Here is a 21,335-nt window from a genome sequence, read left to right on the forward strand (position 1 = left end):
GCTCTACCCCCGCAGTGCGTCGCGCACCCGCTGATCATGAGGCGCGCCGCAGCCTCGCCAACGCCAGATAGATCGCCGGCGTGGTGTACAGGGTCAGCCACTGGCTGACCAGCAGACCACCGACGATCGCGATGCCCAGCGGCTGGCGCATCTCCCAGCCTTCGCCGGTGGCCAGCATCAGCGGCAACGTGCCCAGCAACGCGGCCACGCTGGTCATCAGGATCGGGCGGAACCGCAGCCGCGCCGCCTCGCAGATCGCGTCATACGACGACTGCCCGCGCTCGCGTTCGGCCGACAGCGCGAAGTCGATGATCAGGATGGTGTTCTTCATGACCACGCCCACCAGCAGGAACAGGCCGAGCAGCGAGATCAGGTTCAACTCGTTGCCGAAGGCCATCAGCGCCAGCGAGGCGCCAACGCCGGCCGAGGGCAGGGTGGAGAGGATCGCCAGCGGTTGCACGAAGCTTTCATACAGCACGCCCAATACCAGATACACCGCCAGCATCGCGCCCACGATCAACCACAGCTGGCGCTCGCGCAGCTTCTCGAAGCCACCGGCCTCGCCACTCAGCCTGGCCTGCACGTGGGTGGGCAGCATGATCCCGGCCATCGCGCGGTCCACCGCCTTCACCGCCTGGTCCAGGGTCACGCCGGGCGCCAGCGCGAACTCGATCCAGACCGAGGCAAACTGCTGGCTGTGGTAAATGCGGTCCGGTGCCATGCCGTAGGACCAGCTGGCAATCGAGGACAGCGGCAAGCGCTGACCGTCCTTGCCGATCACATGGATCTGCTGCAGCGTGGAGGGATCCTGGGTGTAGCGCGGGTCCAGCTCCATCACCACGCGGTATTGGTTGAGGGTGTCGTACAGCGTAGCGACCTGGCGTTGGCTGAAGGCATTGTTGAGCACCGAGGCGATCATGCGCATGTCCACGCCCAGGCGGGCGGCGGCATCGCGGTCGATGTCGAGCACCACCTGGCGCATGCCTTCATCGCCCTTGGATTCCACATCGACCAGCTCGGGCAGGGCGCGCAGTGCATCGGCCACCTTGGGCGTCCAGTGCCGCAGCGGTTCCAGTTCGCCGGAGAGCAGCTGGAACTCGTACTGGCCGCTGTCACCGCTGCCTTCCAGCTTGATGTCCTGGTCCACCCACAGGAACATGCCGCCACCGGGAATCTTCGGCATGTTGGCGCGCAGGCGGTCGATCACCTGCTGGCTGGAGACCTTGCGCTCGGCCAGCGGCTTCATCTTGATCATGATGAAGGCGTTGTTGACCCCGCTGCGGCCGCCGATGTACCCGATGATGTCGCTGATCGCAGGGTCCGCCAGCAGCAGTTTGCGGTAGGCCTCGATCTTGGGCTGCATGACCTGGAACGAGAGGCCGTCGTCGCCGCGCGCGAAGCCACGCAGCTGCGCGGTGTCCTGCTTGGGCACGATGCCCTTGGGCACCTGCTGGAACAGCCACACATTCAGCGCGATCACGCCGGCGAACAGCAGCAGCGGCAGCGCGAGCCAGCGCAGCATCGTCTGCAGGCTGCCCACATAGGCCGCGCGCAGGCGTTCGAACAGGGCGGTCCCGGCGCGCTGCAGGCCATTGCCGGGGCCCGGCCGTGCCTGCCCGAGCAGGCGTGCGCACAGCATCGGGGTCAGGCTCAGCGAAACCAGCAGCGAGACGCCCATCGCCGCCACCAGGGTCAGCGAGAACTCGCGGAAGAGCTTCTCGACGAAGTCATCCAGGAACAGGATCGAGATGAACACCACGGCCAGCGCGATGTTCATCGACAGCAGCGTGGCACCGACTTCACCGGCGCCGCGCAGCGCGGCGGTCATCGGCGAAGCGCCCTCCTCACGATGGCGGGCGATGTTTTCCAGCACCACGATCGCATCGTCGACCACCAGCACCGCCGCCACGATCAGCGCCATCAGCGAGAGCGTGTTGAGCGAGAACCCGAGCAGGGCGATGATCGCCAGCGCGCCCAGCAGCGAGACCGGAATCGCCACGGTCGGCACCAGCGCCGCACGCCAGTGGCCCAGGAAGGCCAGGACCACCAGCACCACCAGGGCGATGGCCAGCAGCAGGGTCAGTTCGGCCTCGCGCAGGGTGGCGCGGATCACCGGCGAACGGTCCATCACCACCTGCATGTCGATGGTGGCCGGCAGCAGTGCCTGCAGTGTGTCCATCTGCGCCTGGATGGCGTCGACGGTCTCGATGATGTTGGCATCCGGCTGGCGGCTGACGATCAGCAGCACCGCCGGGCGCTCGTTGTGGAAGCCGCTGGCGTAGCGGTCTTCGACGCCTTCGCTGATCCCGGCCACGTCCTCCAGGTACACCGGCCGGCCATCGCGCATGGCCACGATCAGGCGGCGGTACTCGGCGGCGGTACGCAGCTGCAGGGTGGCTTCCAGCTGCCACTGCTGGGCCTGGCTGGCGACGGTGCCCAGTGGCTTGAGCGCGTTGGCGTTGCGGATCGCCGCGGCGATGTCGTCCAGCGCGATGCGGTGATGGTTGAGTGCATTGGGATCCAGCGAGACGCGCACCGCCGGCAGCGAACTGCCCCCCACCTGCACCTCGCCGACACCGGGAATCTGCGCCAGCTTCTGCGCGATCACGGTGGAGGCCACGTCGTAGATCTGGCCCGGCGCGAGGCTGTCCGAACTCAGCGCCAGCGCCATGATCGGCGCCTGCGAGGGATTCACCTTGCGGTACTGCGGCATGCCCGGCATGCCGCTGGGCAGCTGCGCGCGCGCGGCATTGATCGCGGCCTGCACATCGCGCGCGGCATCGTCCACGTTGCGGCCGAGTGCGAACTTCAGTTCGACCTGGGTCGAGCCCTGGGTGCTGGCCGAGTCGATCCCGGTCAGCCCCGGTATGGTGCCCAGCGCACGTTCCAGCGGCGTGGCGACGTTGGCCGCCATCGATTCCGGGCTCGCGCCGGGCAGGCTCGCGCTGACGTTGATCGCCGGGTAGTCGACCTGCGGCAACGGCGCGACCGGCAGCAGGCGCAGCCCGAGCAGGCCCGCCAGCACCACCGCCACCGCCAGCAGCACGGTGGCGACGGGATGCTGCACGAACCAGCCGATCGCCCGCGACAGCGGACTCACGCCAGCGCCTCGTCAGCCGCGTCGGCAGCCGGTGCGGGACGTTGGCGGAAGCGCTCGAAGAACAGGTAGATCACCGGCGTGGTGAACAGGGTCAGCACCTGGCTGACGATCAGCCCGCCCACCATCACCAGGCCCAGCGGCTGGCGCAGCTCCGCGCCCGAGCCACTGGCGAACATCAGCGGGATCGCGCCGAACAGCGCGGCCAGCGTGGTCATCAGGATCGGCCGGAAGCGCAGCAGGGCGGCCTGGTGTATCGCCTGACGTGGCGCCATGCCGTGCTCGCGCTCGGCCTCCAGCGCGAAGTCGATCATCATGATCGCGTTCTTCTTGACCAGCCCGATCAGCAGCACGATGCCGATCACCGCGATCAGGTCCAGGCTGCGCCCGCTGACCAGCAACGCAAGCAACGCGCCCACCGTGGCCGAGGGCAGGGTGGAGAGAATGGTGATCGGATGGATGAAGCTCTCATAGAGCACGCCCAGCACCAGGTACATCACCACCACCGCCGCCAGCACCAGCCACAACGTGCTGGACAGCGACGCGCGGAACGCATCGGCCGCCCCCTGCAGGCGAAGCTCTACGCTGGCCGGCAGGCCGATCGCGGCGCGTGCGCCTTCGATGGCCTGCACCGCTTCGCCCAGCGATGCCTGCGGGGCGAGGTTGAAGGAGAACGTCACCGCCGGGAACTGGCCGACATGGTTGATCAGCAGCTGCGCGGGGCGCTGTTCGATCCGGGCGATGCCGCCCAGCGGCACCTGCCGCCCGTCCGGCCCGGTGACGTGCAGGCGGGCGATCGCATCCGGGCCGAAAGCCACGTCGGGGCGCGCTTCCAGCACCACGCGGTACTGGTTGGCCTGGGTGAAGATGGTCGAGATCTGGCGCTGCCCGAACGCGTCGTACAGCGCATCGGCAATGGTCTCCACGCTGATCCCCAGCCGCGCCGCGGCGACCCGGTCGATCACCACATGCGCCTGCAGGCCTTGGTTCTGCAGATCACTGGCGACGTCGGCCAGTGCCGGTGCCTGCTGCAGATGCGCGAGCAGGCGCGGCGTCCACGTCTCCAGCTGCGCGATATCCGGGCTGGTCAGGGTGAACTGGTATTGGGTACGGCTGATCCGGTCTTCGATGCCCAGTTCCTGCACCGGTTGCAGATACAGTCTGATGCCCGGGACATGCGCCACGCGCTGCTGCAGCCGCGCGATGATCGCCTGCGCATCGGCATCGCGCTGTGCGTGCGGTTTCAATTCGATCAGAAGACGCCCGCTGTTGAGCGTGGCGTTGTTGCCGTCCACGCCGATGAACGAGGACAGGCTGGCCACGTCCTCATCCTCCAGCAACGCCGCCGACAACGCCTGCTGGCGCTGCGCCATCGCCTGGAAGGAGATCGACTGCGGTGCCTCGCTGATGCCCTGGATCAGCCCGGCATCCTGCACCGGGAAGAAGCCCTTGGGCACCCACACGTACAGCAGCGCCGTCAGCACCAGTGTGGCGACAGTGGCGGCCAGCATCAGCGGCTGGCGCTGCAGCACCCAGTGCAGCTGGCGATCGTAGACCGCCACCACGCGGTCGAACGGGTCGCCCTGCTGCGCCGATTCCTGCCCATCGGCATCGCGACGGGTGGCGTGGCCGGCCTTGAGCAGGCGCGCGCACATCATCGGCGTCAGCGTCAGCGAGACCAGCAGCGAGATGCCGATCGCCACCGCCAAGGTGATCGCGAATTCGTGGAACAGCTTGCCGACCACGTCGGCCATGAACAGCAGGGGGATCAGCACCGCGATCAGCGACAGGGTCAGCGAGATCAGGGTGAAGCCGATCTGCCTGGCGCCCTTCAGTGCTGCCTGCATCGGCGTGGCACCGCGCTCCAGATGACGGGCGATGTTCTCCAGCATCACGATCGCATCGTCCACCACGAAACCGGTGGCGATGGTCAGCGCCATCAGCGTGAGGTTGTTGAGCGAGAAGCCGGCCAGCAGCATCACCCCGAACGTGCCGACCAGCGACAGCGGGACCGCGATGCTGGGAATGATCGTGGCCGGGATGTTGCGCAGGAACAGGAAGGTGACCATCACCACCAGCGCGATCGCGATCAGCAGCTCGTGCTGCACGCCACGGATGGACGCGCGGATCGATTCGGTGCGATCGCTGAGGATGGCCACATCCACACCGGCCGGCAGCGAGGATTGCAGCTGCGGCAGCAGCGCACGCACCTGGTCGACCACGGCGATGACGTTCGCGCCGGGCTGGCGCTGGATGTTGATCAGCACGGCCGGGGTGGTGCCCGACCACGCGGCGAGCTGGCGGTTCTCGGCGCCGTCTTCGATGGTGGCCACGTCGCCCAGACGCAGCGGTGCGCCATCCTTCCAGGCCAGGATCAGGGCGCGGTACTCGGCCACCGAGCGCATCTGATCGTTGGCATCGAGCATGATCGCGCGGGTCGGCCCGTCGAAGCTGCCCTTGGGCAGGTTGACGTTGGCCGTGCCGATCGCGGTGCGGATGCTGGCCATGCTCAGCCCGTTGGCGGCCAGCGCGGACGGATTGACCTGGATGCGCACCGCCGGGCGCTGCCCACCAGCGAGGCTGACCAGCCCGACCCCAGGCAGCTGCGAGAGCCGCTGCGCCATGCGGGTATCGACCAGATCGTGCACCTGCGGGAGCGAGAGGCCCTGCGAGGTCACTGCCAGGGTCAGGATCGGGGTGTCAGCCGGGTTGACCTTGCGGTACACCGGCGGCACCGGCAGGTCGTCGGGCAGGAAGCTGTCGGCGGCGTTGATCGCGGCCTGCACTTCCTGCTCGGCCACGCCGAGCGCGACCTCCAGCGAGAACTGCAGGGTGATCACCGACGCGCCGCCGGAGCTGGTCGAGGACATCTGCTTCAGGCCGGGAATCTGCCCGAGCTGGCGTTCCAGCGGCGCGGTGACCGCGCTGGTGGTGACATCCGGGCTGGCGCCGGGATACAGCGTGGTGATCTGGATGATCGGGTAATCGACCTGCGGCAGTGCCGCGACCGGCAGCAGGCGGTAGGCCATCACGCCGGACAGCAGCAGCGCCACCATCAGCAGCGTGGTCGCGACCGGGCGCTCGATGAAGGGGCGCGAGAGGTTCATGCGCCGGTCCGTGGCGGGTCCTGCTCCACCACCTCGACCTTGGCGCCTTCGCGCAGCCCGTCGATGCCTTCCACCACCACGCGCTCGCCGGCCTTGAGGCCTTCGCGCACCGAGACGCGTTCGCCATCGGCCGGGCCGAGCACCACGGTGCGCAGCGACGCGGTGTCATCGGCCGCGATCACATAGACGTAGCTGCCCTTGCTGCCGAACTGCACGGCGGCATTGGGAATCACCACCGCATCGCTGCTGCTGACCTGCAGACGCACGTTGACGAACTGGTTGGGGAACAGTGATTCATCGGTATTGGCGAACTGCGCGCGCAGTTTCAGCGTGCCGGTGGCGGTATCGATGCGGTTGTCCAGGCTGGAGAGCACCCCGTCGCCCAGTGCAGTGCGCTCCTCGCGGTCCCAGGCTTCCACGGTCAGCCGGGGATTGGCGCGTGCGGCAGCCACCACCGCCGGCAGGTCCGGCTCGGGCACGGTGAACAGCACGCTGATCGGGGTGGTCTGGGTGATGGTGGCCAGCGGCTCGGTATCGCCACTGCGCACCAGGTTGCCGACATCGACGTTGCGCAGGCCCATGCGCCCGGCCACCGGTGCGGTGATGCGGGTGTACTGCAGCTGCAGGCGTGCTTCATCCACCGCCGCCTGGTCGGTCTGGCGGCGGCCCTGCAGCTGGCGGACCTTGCTCTGCTGATCACTGAGGTCCTGCGCGGAGACGAAGTGCTTGCTTTGCAGTTCGGCGAAGCGCTTGAGCTGGCTTTCGGCATTGTCCAACTCGGCCAGGTTCTGCTGCTGGGTACCCAGCGCACGCGAGAGCTGCACCTGGAACGGACGCGGATCGATCTCGGCGAGCAGCTCGCCGGCGGTGACGTGCTGGCCCTCGGAGAATGCCAGCCGCAGCAGCTCGCCATCCACGCGGCTGCGGATGCTCACCGTATGCAGCGGGGTCACCGTGCCCAGCGCTTTCAGGCGCACCACCAGGTCTTCCTGCGTCGCGGTGGCCACACGCACCGGGGTCGGCTGCGGACCCCCGGACGGGCCGGCAGCGGGGGCGGGCGAGAGCAGTTTCCATGCAGCGATGGCGGCCAGGCCGACACCGGCAGCGATCAACAGCGGTGTGGCGAAACGACGGCGAGACGACGGGGGCGTTGAAGCGGACATACGCATCCTGCGCACCCTCCACCGGAGCAGTGCGTCCATGGGGACCGGCCGACGGCGGCAGGTCAACGGGGGAGAGGGTGTCTGGCGGGGCAGCGGGTGGAACACCGCCGCGTGGCTGGATGCCGTTCGAATGGAACGGGAGCGCCATGATACAGGGCCGGGCCGCTCAAGCTCCCGTGACCTTGGTCATGCCCGCGGGTGCGTCAATGCACCTCGTCGCGGTACACGAACTTCGGCATTTCCCACTTGAAGTGGATGGCCAGCAGGCGGAACAGGAAGCCGCCGCCCAGGCACCACAGCGTGGCCGCGTTGAGCGACACGCCGAGTTCCAGCAGGGCCAGGTAGGCCGCGCCGGTGAGCAGGGTGATCACCGCATACAGTTCTTTCTGGAAGATCAGCGGCACCTCGTTGCACAACACATCGCGCAGCACGCCGCCGAACGCACCGGTCAGCATGCCGGCGATCAGGATGATCGGCACGGTGTGCCCGCCCTCGCGCGCGACCGCGCAGCCGATCAGGGTGAACGCGATCAGGCCCAGGCCATCGAGCACCAGGAAGGTGCGCCGGAAGTGATGCATCCAGCGCGCCACCCAGGTCGCGATCAGTGCCGCGCAGATGGTGAAGCCCAGGTACTCCGGGTGCTTCACCCAGCCCAGCGGGTAGTGGCCGAGCACGATGTCGCGCAGCGAGCCGCCGCCAAGCGCGGTGACGCAGGCGATGATGACCACGCCGAACAGGTCCATGCGGCGGCGACCGGCCGACAGCGCGCCGGTCATGGCTTCGGCCGAGATGGCGATGAGGTAGATCAGGGAGAGCAGCATGGGGGGCTCCGGGAAACACGTCAGGCGGGGACGGAAACGCGCACGCATCACGCCAGCGCCGCTGCACTGTCGTGGGGTGGGATTCCGTTGCCGCTCCCGCTGTCCTTTTGCCTGAGAGTTCGGTGGCCAAGGCCACGTGCCCCTTCGGCGGGTCATTGAAGACCTCTCTCCAGATCGGCGTGTCGGATGCATGGTTGGTGGCTGTGCAGCCACCGGCCTGAGCGATTATGGGAGCCTGCGCCTTCGGCGGGCGCCAGCGCGGCGCCTCTCTCCTGCATCCGGGGCGGATTCTAGCAGCCGCCGGGCCTGTGCCGGGGGATAATCCCGGTATGCCCGCTGAACCCGCCCTCTGGTACCTGTACCTGCTTGAATGCCGCAACGGCAGCTATTACGCCGGCATCAGCAACGACGTGGACGCACGCTTCCAGGCCCATCTCGCCGGCAAAGGGGCGAAATACACCCGGGCCAACCCACCGGTGAAGGTGCTGGCGATGCGCGCCTACCCGGACCGCGCGGCCGCGTCGAAGGCCGAGTGGCAGCTCAAGCGGCAACCGCGCGAGCGCAAGCTGGCGTGGCTGGCGCTGCCCGATCCCACGTAGCCCCGCGTGCGGGTTGTTCGGGCCTTCGTTGGCGGCATACCATCGACCCTCGTTCGTTGATCCGCTTGCCCAAGCCCTGGAGTGCCATGTCCCGCGATCTGTCGTTGTACCCGGAAGATGAGAATGGCGATGTGCTCTGGAACATGCTGCAGGACGGCGATGATCTGACGATTCCGCGCGAGGTGGATTTCGCATTGATCTTCCCGACCCAGGATGTGGCGATCGCCTTCGCCGTGCACCTGCTCAAGAACGACCAGAAGGTGTCCTTCGCCGCTTACGAGGGCAACGACGACTACCCGTGGCAGGTGGTGGTGCATCCGCTGATGCTGCCGACCCACCAGAACATCGCCGGCTTCGAAGGTCTGCTGGCCAGCGAGGCGGTCTCCTACAGCGGCCAGGTGGATGGCTGGGGATGTCTGTCGCAGGGATGATCAGGGCGTGGGCGGTCGTTTCGGGCGGCGATCCTCCTGTGCATCGCCGAAGATGATCCGCGCGCTGCGCTGGTAGCTCCAGTACGCCACCGCCCAGTTCAGCAGTACCACCACGCGGTTGCGGAAGCCGATCAGGAAGAACACGTGCGCGGCCAGCCAGAACCACCAGGCCAGCACGCCGGAGAGCTGCAGCCGGCCGAGGTGGACGATCGCCGCCATGCGGCCGATGGTCGCCAGGTTGCCGAAGTCCTGGTATTTGAACGCACCCGGCGCGGGCTTGCCGGCCAGGCGTGCCTGGACGGTGGTGGCCACGTGCTTGCCCATCTGCTTGGCCGCCGGCGCGACGCCGGGCACCGGCTTGCCGTCGGCCTGGGTCAGTGCCGCCAGGTCACCGGCAACGAATATCTCCGGGTGGCCCTCCAGGGTAAGGTCAGGCTGCACCGGCACGCGGCCGGCGCGGTCCAGTGGCACCTCCAACGTACGTGCCAGCGGTGAGGCGGCGACACCGGCGGCCCAGACCACGGTGCGGGCCTCGACGAAGCGCTCGCCAAGCTGGAAGCCTTCGGCATTGATGTCGCTGACGAGCGTGCCGGTGAGCACTTCCACGCCCAGCTTTTCCAGCTGCCGCCGCGCCTTGAGCGAGAGCACCTCGGGGAAGGTGGACAGCACGCGCGGGCCGGCTTCGACCAGGCGGACCTTGGCCGAGGCGGGATCGATATGGCGGAACTCATTGCGCAGCGTATGCCGTGCGATCTCGGCCAGGGTGCCGGCCAGTTCCACGCCGGTGGGGCCGCCACCGACCACGGCGAAACTCAGCCACGCCGCTTTGCGCGCGGGATCGGGTTCGGCCTCGGCGCGCTCGAAGGCGAGCAGCAGCTTGCGGCGCAGCGCGATGGCATCGTCCAGCGTCTTCAGGCCCGGCGCATCGGCGGCCCATTCGTCGTGGCCGAAGTAGGCATGGGTGGCGCCGGTGCACAGCATCAGGGTGTCGTACGTAATCTGCGTGCCATCGGCCAGCGTCGCGGTGCGCGCGGCCTTGTCGATGCCGGTCACTTCACCCAGGCGCACTTCGACATTGCGCTGGTGACCGAGGATGTGGCGCAGCGGCGCGGCGATATCCGGCGCGGACAGGCCTGCGGTGGCCACCTGGTAGAGCAGCGGCTGGAACAGATGATGGTTGCGACGGTCCACCAGGGTGATGCGCACGTGCGCCGAGGCGAGGGCACGGGTGGCCCAGAGGCCGGCAAAACCGCCACCGATGATGAGCAGGTGGGGCGTGGGATCGCGGGTCATGCTTCACTCCTTGGCGGGCGCCGGAGGGGGGCGGCGCAGGTCGTCTCGTGATGCGGCCCATGGTCGCACGTGAAGCGCGATGTTCACGTCGATGGCCGATACTGGGTTCAGGGGCCATCGCGCTTGCCCGATGGCCGATCCGATCCCGCCCAGGAGACCGAGATGTCCGAACCGGAAAAGCGCATCGCCCTGCTGATCGATGCCGACAACGCACCCTCTTCCAAGATCGATGCGGTGCTGGCTGAAGTCGCCCGCTACGGTGTGGCCAATGTCCGCCGTGCCTACGGCAACTGGAAGAGCCCGCGGCTGAAAGGGTGGGAGTCCGTGCTGCACGAGTACGCGATCCGCCCGATCCAGCAGTTCGCCTACAGCCGTGGCAAGAATGCCTCGGACATGGCGATGGTGATCGACGCGATGGACATGCTGTACGCACGCAATCTGGATGGCTTTGCGATCGTCTCCAGCGATGCGGATTTCACCCCGCTGGTGATGCGCCTGCTGACCGACGGGGTGAAGGTGTATGGCTTCGGCGAGAAGAAAACGCCCGAGCCGTTCGTCAACGCGTGCTCGAAGTTCACCTACATCGAGGCGCTGGGCCAACCCCATGCGGCCGATCAAGAGGTGGAGCAGGACAACGAGGAAACCCGCCCGCGCAAGAGCGGCCCGGAGCTGCGCAATGACACCCGGCTGGTGCAGATGCTGCGCCGCGCGGTGACCTCGGCCGAAGCCGAGGATGGTTGGTCGCATCTCGGCCCGGTCGGCAGCCAGATCGGCAACCAGGCCTCGTTCGATTCGCGCAATTACGGGTACAGCAAACTCAGCGATCTATTGGCCGCGACGGGCCTGTTCGAGATGAAAAAAGAGGGCAAGTCGACCTATGTGCGCGCACTGCCCAAGAAGAGTGCGGCGAAGGCGGCGAAGTAACCGCCGGCCTCAGCGCAGCAGCACGGCCAACGGGCGGGCCGTGCTGCCGTTGAAGCCATCGGAGAAGCCTCGCACGGCGTCAGGCAGCATGCCGCTGGCCAGCAGCAACAGCGCGGCGCTGAGCAGCAGATTGCGATGGTGGCGGCGATAACCGACCACGAGCGTGCCGATCCCGGCAATGAGCAACACGATTTCGAGTGCGTAGAGGATCATTGTTTTTCATCCATGACATGACGGTGGGCCCGCCGTTGGGCGTATCGTAGCGGCACCGCGCGACCCCGCTGCCGCGCATCGAACGATACGGGAATCCGATCATGCTGAACATCTGGGGCCGTCGCAATTCCAGCAACGTGCGCAAAGTGCTGTGGTGTGCCGAGGAGATCGGGGCGCCCTACGAGTCGATCGAGGTCGGCGGTGCCTTCGGTGGTACGCAGTCGCCGGAGTACCGCGCGATGAATCCGAACGGGCTGGTGCCGGTGATCGAGGACCAGGGCCTGCCGCTGTGGGAATCCAACACGATCGTGCGCTATCTCTGCGCGCGCTACGCGCTGGGCACGCTGTACCCGGAAGATGTGGTGGCGCGCGCGCAGTCGGAGAAGTGGATGGACTGGACCACCTCGACCTTCGCCGGCGTGTTCCGCGATCTGTTCTGGGGGACCCTGCGGACCCCGCCTGCTGATCGGGACGAGGCCCGCATCGCAGCGGCACTGGTGCGCTCCGGCGAGTTGCTGGCGATGGCCGATGAGGCTTTGTCGCGGCAGCCGTATCTGTCCGGTGAGCAGTTCGCGATGGGCGATATCCCGCTGGGTGCCTTCATCTATGCCTGGTTCGAGATGCCGATCCAGCGCCCGGACCTGCCGCATCTGGCCGCGTGGTACGAGCGGTTGAAACAGCGGCCGGCGTATCAGCGTGGGGTCATGACCGCGTTGACCTGAGCGGCCGTGCCGACCCACGGTCGGCACCTGCCGGCCTAATACAGATCCATCGGATCCACATCCAGCGACCAGCGCACCTTGCGTGCCTGCGGCAGCGCGGCGATCTGCGGCGTCACCTGATCCAGCACGCCGTGCAGCGGGCGTCGCGCGGGTGAGGACAGCAGCAGCTGGGTGCGCTGGTAGCCGGCGCGGCGGGGCATCGGTGCTGGCATCGGGCCATAGCGTTCCACTGCCGCGTCGTCGGGAATCAGCGCGCGCACGGCACTGAGCATCGCGTTGGCATGCTCCACCTGTTGCGCTTCGGCACGCAGCAGCGCCAGATGCGCGAAGGGCGGAAAACCGGCCGCCTCGCGCTGCTGCAGTTCCGCATCGGCAAAGGCGTGGTAGCCGCCGTTGACCAGCGTCTCCAGAAGGGGATGCCCCGGGTGGTGGGTCTGCAACCAGACCTCGCCGGCATCCACCGCACGCCCGGCGCGGCCGGCGACCTGGATCAGCTGCTGCGCGAGTTTTTCACTGGCGCGGAAGTCGGCCGAGAACAGGCCTTCATCGATGCCGACCACCACCACCAGGGTCAGCTTCGGCAGGTCGTGACCTTTGGCGAGGATCTGCGTGCCGACCAGAATCCCCGCGCGATCGCCGAGCTTGGCCAACTGGGTTTCCAGCGCATCACGCTTGCCGGTGGTGCCGCGGTCGATGCGGATCACCGGGAACTCCGGGAAGGCCTCGACCAGATGTTCTTCCAGCCGCTCGGTCCCGATGCCCTGCGGCTGCAGCGCCAGGCTGCCGCAGTCCGGGCACGCCAGCGGCGCGGACTGGCGTGCGCCACAGTGGTGGCACTGCAGGCGCCGGCCGCCGGCATGCACGGTCATCGGCGCATCGCAGCGCTGGCACGGCGCGGTCCAGCCGCAGTCATGGCAGAGCAGCACGGGCGCATAGCCGCGGCGGTTCTTGAACACCAGCACCTGGTGCCCGGCCTGCAGATGCTGGGTGATGCCGGCCAGTACTTCCGGCGAGAGCCCATCGCGCAGCGGGCGTTTACGCACATCAAGCACGCGCACCACCGGGGGACGCGCGGCGCCCGCGCGCTGCTTCAGGCGCAGGTGGGTGTAACGGCCGGCATGCGCGTTGTGCAGCGATTCCAGCGACGGCGTGGCGCTGCCGAGCACCACCGCCACGTCCAGTGCCTTGGCGCGTACCAGCGCGAAATCGCGTGCGTGATAGCGGATGCCGTCCTGCTGTTTGTAACTGCCGTCGTGCTCTTCGTCGATCACGATCAGGCCCGCATTCGGCAGCGGCGTGAACACCGCCGAGCGCGTGCCGACGATGACCTGTGCTTCGCCTCGCGCGGCGGCGGCCCACACGCGGGCGCGCTCGTTGTCGTTCAAGCCGGAGTGCAGCACATGCACCGGAATGCCCAAGCGGTTGCGGAAGCGCGACAGCGTCTGCGGGGTCAGCCCGATCTCCGGCACCAGCACCAGCGCCTGTTTGCCGCGCGCAAGGCACGCCACGATCGCCTGCAGGTAGACCTCGGTCTTGCCACTGCCGGTCACGCCATCGAGCAGATAGGCGGCAAACCCGTCGGCGGCGGTGATCGCGGCGATCGCCTCGGCCTGTTCGGCATTGGGCGCGGGGCCGCTGGCCGGCGAGGCGACGGCCGGTGCATGCGCCAGCGCGATCCGTTCGACCAGCTCGCGCTTGGCCAGCGACCGGGCAGCGCTGCGCCAGTCGTCCATCAAGGTATCCAGGCGGTCTTCGTTCACCACGCCCTCGGCCAGGCACGCTGCCAGGCGTTGCGGGCGGGTACCGCTGCGCAGTTTGGGCTGCGGGTCGTGGCCGGCCGGCGTCAGCTGCCAGCCCCACTGATGGGTGTCCGGCACGGCCTCACCCCGCCGCAGCGGACCGGGCAGGGCCGTACTGATCACTTCGCCCAGCGGGGCATGGGTGTAGCGCGCCAGCCACTGCAGCGAGCGCCACAGCTCACCGGTCACCAGGGGCGTGGTGTCGATCCACTCGATCGCGGCGCGCAGGCTGCCGGGGTCTTCGACCTGGCCTATCCCGGCCACCACGCCGACCAGCTCCCGGGAGCCGAACGGCACCCGTACCCGCTGCCCGGTCATCGCCGGGTCCGGGGCCGGCCCGTGCGGCGGGGCGTAGTCGAACAGTTGCGGCAGCGGCACCGGCAGGGCGACGCGCAGGGTCGAAGACGAGGAGGTCATCGGGGCAGTGTAGCGGGCAGGGGCGGAGCGGATCACGCCCATTCACCGTCTCAGCCGGGTACGCGCCGAATCATAAATCCCACCTAAATATCCGACTTGATTGGAGATTCAGGCTTATCCACATCTTCTGTGGATAAGTCTGTGTGCCACTGCGTATGTGACCGCCTTGCGTCAGGAACTTCCGACGTTCTGCTCAGGTTGGTCAAAAAATAGCCAAGCAACAATAAGCAATAAAAACAACAAGATAGCTGTGAAACAAAGTTGAAACAGACTTGACGCGGGGCTCACGTCTGGTTCCACCCCGGTTTTACGTGGTGCTGTGCACAACCTTTTGCGCCGGAAGGCTTTGCGCACCGTGGCCGCTCACAGGAAATGAACATCCGCGCGCCGCTGGAGTGACGCAATCGCTATCATTTCCACACAATGATGGAGTTGCTATGACGGCTGCGCCCGCCCCCGTTTCTTCTACCGCAGCCGGCGCGCTGTCGGCGTTTCTTCGTGGCGTTGAACGCCGCGCCCTGGTCGTGGCCGAGCTGCAGTGCGGTGATCCAACCGTCGCCGAACAGGCGCTGGTCGCCGTCATGCGTGCCTTCGCCGGAATCGCCAGCGATCTGCCCATGGCCCAGTGGCCGGAGCGGTTCTGGTCGCTGCTGGTCCACCGCGCGCCGTTGCGCGAGCCGGCCGCAGGCCGTTGGCCTGCCCCGTTGGAGCACCTGGCCGGGCTGGCCGCGCCGGCGCGGCTGGCGTTTGTGCTGCGGATCGGTGGCGGGCTGGATGAAGCCGCGGCCGCGCAGATCCTGGATCTGCCCATGGCCGACTACCAGCACGCACTGGCCGATGCCTGCCCGCGCGATGCCCATGGCAACCCCGATGCCGCAGGCTGGCGCGCGCTGGCCGAGCAGGTGCAGCTGCGTATCCGCGATCTGCCCGCCAACCGGCTGCAGCGCCTGCAGCAACCGGTGGCCGCCCCGGCCAGCCAGCAACCCGATGCCGCCTCCTGGCGTACCCCGGTCAAATCCGATGCCCCCGCCCAGCGCCGTCCCGTCAAGCGCCAGCGCGGCCGTCGTTTCCCGTGGAAGGGCGTGCTGATCGTGGCCGTCACTGCCGGCGTGCTGCTCGGCGGCGCGGCGTGGTGGAAACATGCCCGTCAGGGTGGCGAGCCCCTGGCCGATACCCCCGAAGGTGCCGTCGCCGATGCCGGCCCTGTCAAGGTCGAAGCGTTGCCGGCGGCTGACCTGCCGACCGTGGCGCCGACCGCCTCGCCCTACGCGGCCACGGACGCGGCGATGCTGGCCGATCCGGATCTGCCGACCGCCCGCGATGCCGATCTGTACGCCTGGTTTGCTGCTGGCGGTCCGGTACCGGTGGACGAATCGCAGGCCCAGCCGAGCCGCCCCGAACCCGCTACCGCCGGCCTGGAGACGGCTGCCGCCGATGAGTAAGCCTGCCTTCCTGCTGATCGCCCTCGGGCTCTCCAGTGCGGCCAACGCCGCCCCCAACCGGGTGGAGGTGCCGCTGGCGGTGCCGGCCCCGCCCAGCGCCACGGCGCCGGCGATCCCGACCACCCCCGCAGCGCTGGATCCGGCCCAGCTGCGCGCGCTACGCAGCCGCTACGCGGCCTGGCAGGCCATGAGCGAAAGCGAGCGTGCCCGTGTCCGTGCCGCGGCGGCGCGCGTGGCGGCGCTGCCGCCGGCGCAGCAGCAGGCGCTTCGCCAGCGCTTCGCCGAACAGGACCAGCGCTTCCGCGACGGCTGGCTGCTTGGCCCGCAGCTCGGCCACGAGTTCACCAAGCTGCAGGGCCTGTTCGGCTATCTGCCCGCCGAGCAGCGCCCGACCGCGCTGGCGGTGCTGCGCCAGCTCACGCCCTCCCAGCTCACCCAGCTGACCCTGGTTGCCCAGCGCACCCCACCGCAGGACCGCGACCGCGTGCGCGCCGAATTCCTGGGCGTGGCGCCGGCCGCACGGGACAGTTGGCTGCGCGAGAACGTGGGCCACTGACGGCTTCCGCCCGTTTACCTGAAAGCGCGGCTTTTCCCCGGCCGCGCGCGTAAGATGGCGGGCCGCAACCCGGTGCCTGTGCCCTCCGCGCGCGACCGTAGTTGACGTCTGTGACTCCCATGTCTACCGCTTCCTCCACGCCGCGCCTCTCCCGGGAAGTGCGCGCCACCGGTCTGCTCGCGCTGCCGCTGGTTCTGGGCCATGTCTCCACCGGCCTGATCTCCTTCGTCGACAACGTGATCGCCGGTCACCACGGTACCGACACCCTGGCGGCCGTCACCATCGGCACGGCACTGCTGTGGCTGCCGATGCTGATCCCGATCGGCACCCTGATCTCGCTGACCGCCTCGGTTTCGCAGCTGCACGGCGCTGGCCGCGAGCGCGAGATCGGTCCGCTGTTCCGCCAGGCGCTGTGGCTGGCGCTGGGGCTGGGGCTGATCATGTTCACCTTCCTCACGGTGGTGCCGCCGCTGCTGCCGGCGTTCGGCATCGCGCCGGATATCGTGCCCGGCGCGACCGCGTTCCTGCATGCGGTGCGCTGGGGTGGCCCGGCACTGACCCTGTACTTCTGCATGCGCTACCTCAGCGAGGGGATGCACTGGACGCTGCCGACGATGCTGCTCGGCTTTGGCGGCCTGTTGGTGCTGGCGCCGCTGGGCTACGTGCTCTGCTACGGCAAGCTCGGCTTCCCCGAGCTGGGCGCCGAAGGCCTGGGCATGGCCTCGGCGATCATGATGTGGCTGCAGGCGCTGTGCTTTGCCGGTTACCTGTGGAAGACCAAGCGCTTCGCCCACCTGCAGTTGTTCTCGCACTTCGAAGCGCCGCGCTGGAGCGCGATCTGGGAGCTGCTGCGGACCGGCCTGCCGATCGGCATCACCGTGCTGATGGAAGGCGGCTTGTTCATCGTTACCGCGCTGCTGATCGGCCGCCTCGGCGCCACTGAAGCGGCCTCGCACCAGATCGCGATCAATGTGGCCCAGCTGTGCTTCATGATCCCGATGGGCGTGGCCGAAGCCACCACGGTGCGGGTCGGCCATGCGGTCGGCAGCGGCAACGGGCTGGGTGTGCGCCGCGCGGCGATCGCCGGGCTGCTGATCATCCTGGGCACACAGACGCTGTCGGCGCTGGTGCTGCTGCTTGGCCATGACGCCATCGTCGGGGTCTACACGAACGATCTGGGCGTGGCTGCACTGGCCTCGACCCTGCTGCTGTATGCGGCCGCGTTCCAGTTCCCGGATGGCATCCAGGTGCTTTCGGCCGGCGCGTTGCGCGGCCTGAAGGACACCCGCGTGCCGATGTTCATCGCCATGTTCTCGTACTGGGGCCTGGGCATGCCGCTCGGCGCCGGGCTGGGACTGGGGTTGGGCATGGGCCCGCAGGGCATGTGGCTGGGCCTGATCCTGGGTCTGACCGCCGCCGCGATCCTCATGGCCTGGCGCCTGCGTGTGAGCAGCGCCCGCGCCGGCCTCCCATCGACACCCTGACTTGTGTCCGATGCCGGCGCGCCCGGCAACGGCTATTCTGGCACCACGGCAAGAAGCCACTCTGGAGTTACCCCCATGAACCAACCCGCGCGTCGCAATCCCGTCGCCAGCTTCTTCATCGGGCTGTGGGATGTGATGAACTTTACCCGCCGGCTCATCCTCAACCTGGTGTTCTTCGGCCTGCTGTTCCTGATCCTGATCCTGTTCATCGTCGCGATGGGCAAGAGCGCGACCTCGAAGGCGTCGCTGCAGGACCGCACCACCCTGGTCATCGCACCGGAAGGTCGGCTGGTCGAGCAGTTCAGCGCTGATCCGGTCAGCCGCGCGCTGGGCAAGGCCGTCGGTGACAAGGGCGCCGAAGAAATCCAGCTGCGTGATCTGATCCGCGCGCTGGAGGCGGCCAAGACCGACAAGAAGATCGAGCGTGTGGTGCTGGAGCTGGACAAGCTGCAGCCGAGCGGCTTCGCCTCGATGCGCGAAGTGACCGTTGCGCTGCAGGAACTGCGCGCTGCCGGCAAGCAGGTCGTGGCTTTCAGCGAGAACATGAGCCAGTCGCAGTACCTGCTCGCTTCGCAGGCCAACGAGGTCTATCTCGACCCGATGGGCGGCGTGGTGCTCGAGGGCCTGGGCCGCTATCGCCAGTACTTCCGCACCGGCCTGCAGGACAAGCTGGGCGTGGACGTGCACCTGTTCAAGGTGGGTGAGTACAAGTCGGCCGCCGAGCCGTATGTGCTCGATGCCGCTTCGCCGCAGGCCAAGGAAGCCGATCTGTTCTGGATGAACGATGTGTGGCAGCGCTACCTGGCCGATATCGCCAAGGCGCGCAAGCTCGACCCGGCACAGCTGGCCGCCGGCATCGACACCATGCCCGAAGGCATCGCCGCCGCCGGTGGCGACCTGGCCAAGTTCGCCCTGCAGCAGAAGCTGGTGGACGGCCTGAAGACGCGCGAGGAAGTGGACACCCTGCTGATCGAGCGCGGCATCGCCGACGACGACGCTGACGGTGGCTACCGCAACGTCGATCTGGATGCCTACCTGAGCGTGCTCGATGGCCGCCGTTCGCCGGTGGATTCGCGTCCGCAGGTGGCGGTGATCGTGGCATCCGGTGAAATCTCCGGTGGCGATCTGCCGGCCGGCCGCATCGGTGGCGAGTCGACCTCGGCCCTGCTGCGCGAAGCGCGCGACGACAAGGACGTGAAGGCCGTGGTGCTGCGCGTGAGCTCGCCGGGCGGTGAAGTGTTCGCCTCCGAGCAGATCCGCCGTGAAGTGGTCGCGCTGAAGGAAGCCGGCAAGCCGGTGGTGGTCTCGATGGGCGATCTGGCCGCCTCGGGCGGTTACTGGATCAGCATGAATGCTGATCGCATCTATGCTGACCCCTCCACGATCACCGGTTCGATCGGCATCTTCGGGATGATCCCGAACGTGGCCCGCTCGCTGGACAAGATCGGCGTGCATACCGATGGCGTGGGCACCACCCGCTTCGCCGGTGCGTTCGACATCACCCGCCCGATGGACCCGGCTGTGGGCCAGGTCATCCAGTCGGTGATCAACAAGGGCTACGCCGATTTCACCGGCAAGGTCGCCGCCGCGCGCAACAAGCCGGTGGAAGCGGTCGATGAAGTCGCCCGCGGCCGGGTGTGGAGCGGTGCGCAGGCCAAGGAACGTGGGCTGGTCGATGACTTCGGTGGCCTGAAGGCTGCGGTGGCTGACGCCGCCAGCCGCGCCAAGCTTGGTGAGGCCGGCAAGTTCCGCGTGCGTTACATCGAGAAGGCGGCCACGCCGTTCGCGCAGTTCCTCAGCGGCTTCGCCGGCAGCCATGCCGGTGCCTGGATGCTGGGCGAATCGGGCATGGCCCGTCTGATGCTGGCCCGTTCGATGCCGGAGCTGGACACCCAGCTGCGCTTCGTCGAAGACGCCGCACGCGACCCGCGCAACAGCGCCGCGCCGGTCAAGACGCTGGTGTACTGCTTCTGCGGCCTGTAAGCGGCCTCAGCGGTACTGTGTGACACCCGAACGCCCGGCCTGTGCCGGGCGTTCTGCCATCCGGCCGATGGGGTCAGGGGCTGGGCGGTGGCGTGTCACCGCTGGCGCGGTCGGCTTCGGCGGCGCGGGCATCGGCGGACTGCTGCAGGGTATCGCTGACCGCCTTGGCGCGGTCGATCGGTGTCTGGATCGCATCGCGCAGTTCAGTGGCCTGCGGTTCCGGTGGTGTGTCCGGTGCCGGGGGCACTGGCCGGTTGCAGGCGCTCAGCGCGATGATCGCGAGCAGCGGCAGGGCAGTACGGATCGTCATGGCAACCTCCCTCGGTGAGCCGGTAGCGGAACATCAGTGTCCCACCGCCCCGCGCATCGCGCGTGATGGCGTTCGGTAGGCCGGCGATCGCGCGTTATCCTATCCGGGCCGCACGTTCGGTGCCGCACCCCATGGATCACCGCAGGAGAAGCACGTGAGCGCGCAACGTTGGCGACTGGATGGACAGACCGCATTGATCACCGGTGCGAGCGCCGGCATCGGCTTGGCGATCGCGCGCGAACTGCTGGGCTTCGGTGCGGACCTGCTGATCGTCGGCCGCGATGCCGATGCGCTGGAGATGGCGCGCGATGAACTGGCCGATGCCTTCCCGGATCGTGAGATCCATGGCCTGGCGGCCGACGTCGCCGATGACGAGGACCGCCGCGAAATCCTGGACTGGGTGGAAGACCACAGCGATGGGCTGCACATCCTGGTCAACAACGCCGGTGGCAACATCAGCAAGCCGGCCACCGAATACACCGAAGACGAGTGGCGCGGGATCTTCGAGACCAACCTGTTCTCGGCGTTCGAGCTGTCGCGGTATGCGCACCCGCTACTGGCGCGGCACGCGGCCTCGGCGATCGTCAACGTCGGCAGCGTGTCCGGCCTGACCCACGTGCGCAGCGGCGCGGTGTACGGCATGACCAAGGCCGCGATGCACCAGATGACCCGCAACCTGGCGGTGGAGTGGGCAGAGGACGGCATCCGCGTCAACGCCGTGGCGCCGTGGTACATCCGCACCCGGCGCACGTCTGGCCCGTTGTCTGATCCGGACTACTACGAGCAGGTGATCGACCGCACGCCGATGCGCCGCATCGGCGAGCCGGAAGAAGTCGCTGCCGCCGTGGGCTTCCTGTGTCTGCCGGCCTCCAGCTATGTCACCGGCGAGTGCATCGCGGTGGACGGTGGGTTCCTGCGCTACGGGTTCTGAGCTGGCCAGCGGCCGGCACGACCGATCAGGGCACGCGTCACAC

17 protein-coding genes and 2 riboswitches are annotated in these 21,335 nt (G+C 68.1%); of the genes, 9 read left to right on the top strand and 8 right to left on the bottom strand.

From position 1 onward, the window contains the following. Positions 1–34: 34 nt before the first annotated feature. The 4 genes from ACW6W5_RS01670 to ACW6W5_RS01685 form a co-directional block, all read right to left on the bottom strand. Complete coding sequence (locus tag ACW6W5_RS01670) at positions 35–3,100, bottom strand: efflux RND transporter permease subunit (RefSeq protein ID WP_152151007.1); 3,066 nt, start codon at positions 3,098–3,100, stop codon at positions 35–37. Further along, positions 3,097–6,204 carry an MdtB/MuxB family multidrug efflux RND transporter permease subunit gene (locus tag ACW6W5_RS01675; RefSeq protein WP_152151009.1) on the bottom strand — a complete coding sequence of 1,036 codons (3,108 nt, stop codon included), beginning with the start codon at positions 6,202–6,204 and terminating at the stop codon, positions 3,097–3,099. Before ACW6W5_RS01675 ends, ACW6W5_RS01670 begins: the two co-directional genes overlap by 4 nt. After that, on the bottom strand, positions 6,201–7,367 hold the full coding sequence (locus ACW6W5_RS01680) for an MdtA/MuxA family multidrug efflux RND transporter periplasmic adaptor subunit (protein ID WP_152151011.1): 1,167 nt from the start codon (positions 7,365–7,367) through the stop codon (positions 6,201–6,203). Before ACW6W5_RS01680 ends, ACW6W5_RS01675 begins: the two co-directional genes overlap by 4 nt. Before the next feature lie 203 nt (positions 7,368–7,570). Then, positions 7,571–8,188, bottom strand: coding sequence for a trimeric intracellular cation channel family protein (locus tag ACW6W5_RS01685; RefSeq protein WP_121040317.1), 618 nt, complete (start codon positions 8,186–8,188; stop codon positions 7,571–7,573). Positions 8,189–8,279: 91 nt separating this feature from the next. Beyond that, positions 8,280–8,371, bottom strand: a riboswitch (glycine riboswitch). Between the two features lie 8 nt (positions 8,372–8,379). Then, a riboswitch (glycine riboswitch) is annotated at positions 8,380–8,473 on the bottom strand. 44 nt (positions 8,474–8,517) lie between these two features. On the opposite strand from ACW6W5_RS01685, the gene ACW6W5_RS01690 reads away from it, so the two are divergent. Both ACW6W5_RS01690 and ACW6W5_RS01695 read left to right on the top strand, forming a co-directional pair. Next, positions 8,518–8,787 (top strand): GIY-YIG nuclease family protein, encoded by a 270-nt coding sequence (locus ACW6W5_RS01690; RefSeq protein WP_121040315.1) that lies wholly within the window; start codon positions 8,518–8,520, stop codon positions 8,785–8,787. 86 nt (positions 8,788–8,873) lie between these two features. Next, entirely contained in the window at positions 8,874–9,218 is a 345-nt protein-coding gene (locus tag ACW6W5_RS01695) for a ribonuclease E inhibitor RraB (RefSeq protein WP_152151013.1), read from the top strand. Here the strand turns inward: ACW6W5_RS01695 and ACW6W5_RS01700 are convergent, their stop codons facing one another. Further along, the gene (locus tag ACW6W5_RS01700; RefSeq protein ID WP_152151015.1) at positions 9,219–10,511 is read right to left on the bottom strand and encodes an NAD(P)/FAD-dependent oxidoreductase; all 1,293 of its coding nucleotides are present in this window, start codon (positions 10,509–10,511) and stop codon (positions 9,219–9,221) included. A gap of 162 nt (positions 10,512–10,673) precedes the next feature. On the opposite strand from ACW6W5_RS01700, the gene ACW6W5_RS01705 reads away from it, so the two are divergent. After that, complete coding sequence (locus ACW6W5_RS01705) at positions 10,674–11,435, top strand: NYN domain-containing protein (protein WP_121040308.1); 762 nt, start codon at positions 10,674–10,676, stop codon at positions 11,433–11,435. A 9-nt stretch (positions 11,436–11,444) separates the two neighbouring features. Here ACW6W5_RS01705 and ACW6W5_RS01710 read toward each other — a convergent pair whose 3' ends face one another. After that, positions 11,445–11,648, bottom strand: coding sequence for a hypothetical protein (locus tag ACW6W5_RS01710; protein ID WP_121040306.1), 204 nt, complete (start codon positions 11,646–11,648; stop codon positions 11,445–11,447). Positions 11,649–11,749: 101 nt separating this feature from the next. Here ACW6W5_RS01710 and ACW6W5_RS01715 point away from each other — a divergent pair, with 101 nt between their 5' ends. Next, entirely contained in the window at positions 11,750–12,370 is a 621-nt protein-coding gene (locus tag ACW6W5_RS01715; protein ID WP_121040304.1) for a glutathione S-transferase family protein, read from the top strand. 35 nt (positions 12,371–12,405) lie between these two features. Here the strand turns inward: ACW6W5_RS01715 and ACW6W5_RS01720 are convergent, their stop codons facing one another. Next, on the bottom strand, positions 12,406–14,586 hold the full coding sequence (locus tag ACW6W5_RS01720) for a primosomal protein N' (RefSeq protein ID WP_152151108.1): 2,181 nt from the start codon (positions 14,584–14,586) through the stop codon (positions 12,406–12,408). Between the two features lie 437 nt (positions 14,587–15,023). On the opposite strand from ACW6W5_RS01720, the gene ACW6W5_RS01725 reads away from it, so the two are divergent. The 4 genes from ACW6W5_RS01725 (at position 15,024) to sppA (ending at position 20,051) form a co-directional block, all read left to right on the top strand. Continuing rightward, positions 15,024–16,028 carry a hypothetical protein gene (locus ACW6W5_RS01725; protein WP_152151016.1) on the top strand — a complete coding sequence of 335 codons (1,005 nt, stop codon included), beginning with the start codon at positions 15,024–15,026 and terminating at the stop codon, positions 16,026–16,028. Then, positions 16,021–16,584: a DUF3106 domain-containing protein gene (locus ACW6W5_RS01730; protein WP_152151018.1), complete on the top strand. Its 564-nt coding sequence runs from the start codon at positions 16,021–16,023 to the stop codon at positions 16,582–16,584. The genes ACW6W5_RS01725 and ACW6W5_RS01730 overlap by 8 nt, the downstream gene beginning before the upstream one ends. 119 nt (positions 16,585–16,703) lie before the next feature. Continuing rightward, positions 16,704–18,068 (top strand): MATE family efflux transporter, encoded by a 1,365-nt coding sequence (locus ACW6W5_RS01735; protein ID WP_121040298.1) that lies wholly within the window; start codon positions 16,704–16,706, stop codon positions 18,066–18,068. A gap of 75 nt (positions 18,069–18,143) precedes the next feature. Then, positions 18,144–20,051 carry a signal peptide peptidase SppA gene (sppA, locus tag ACW6W5_RS01740; RefSeq protein WP_152151020.1) on the top strand — a complete coding sequence of 636 codons (1,908 nt, stop codon included), beginning with the start codon at positions 18,144–18,146 and terminating at the stop codon, positions 20,049–20,051. Between the two features lie 73 nt (positions 20,052–20,124). On the opposite strand, the gene ACW6W5_RS01745 is transcribed toward sppA, so the two are convergent. Further along, entirely contained in the window at positions 20,125–20,361 is a 237-nt protein-coding gene (locus ACW6W5_RS01745; RefSeq protein WP_121040293.1) for a hypothetical protein, read from the bottom strand. 154 nt (positions 20,362–20,515) lie between these two features. On the opposite strand from ACW6W5_RS01745, the gene ACW6W5_RS01750 reads away from it, so the two are divergent. Next, the gene (locus tag ACW6W5_RS01750; RefSeq protein ID WP_152151022.1) at positions 20,516–21,292 is read left to right on the top strand and encodes an SDR family oxidoreductase; all 777 of its coding nucleotides are present in this window, start codon (positions 20,516–20,518) and stop codon (positions 21,290–21,292) included. Positions 21,293–21,335 lie beyond the last annotated feature (43 nt).

It is taken from the genome of Stenotrophomonas sp. IS26, from assembly GCF_054188265.1.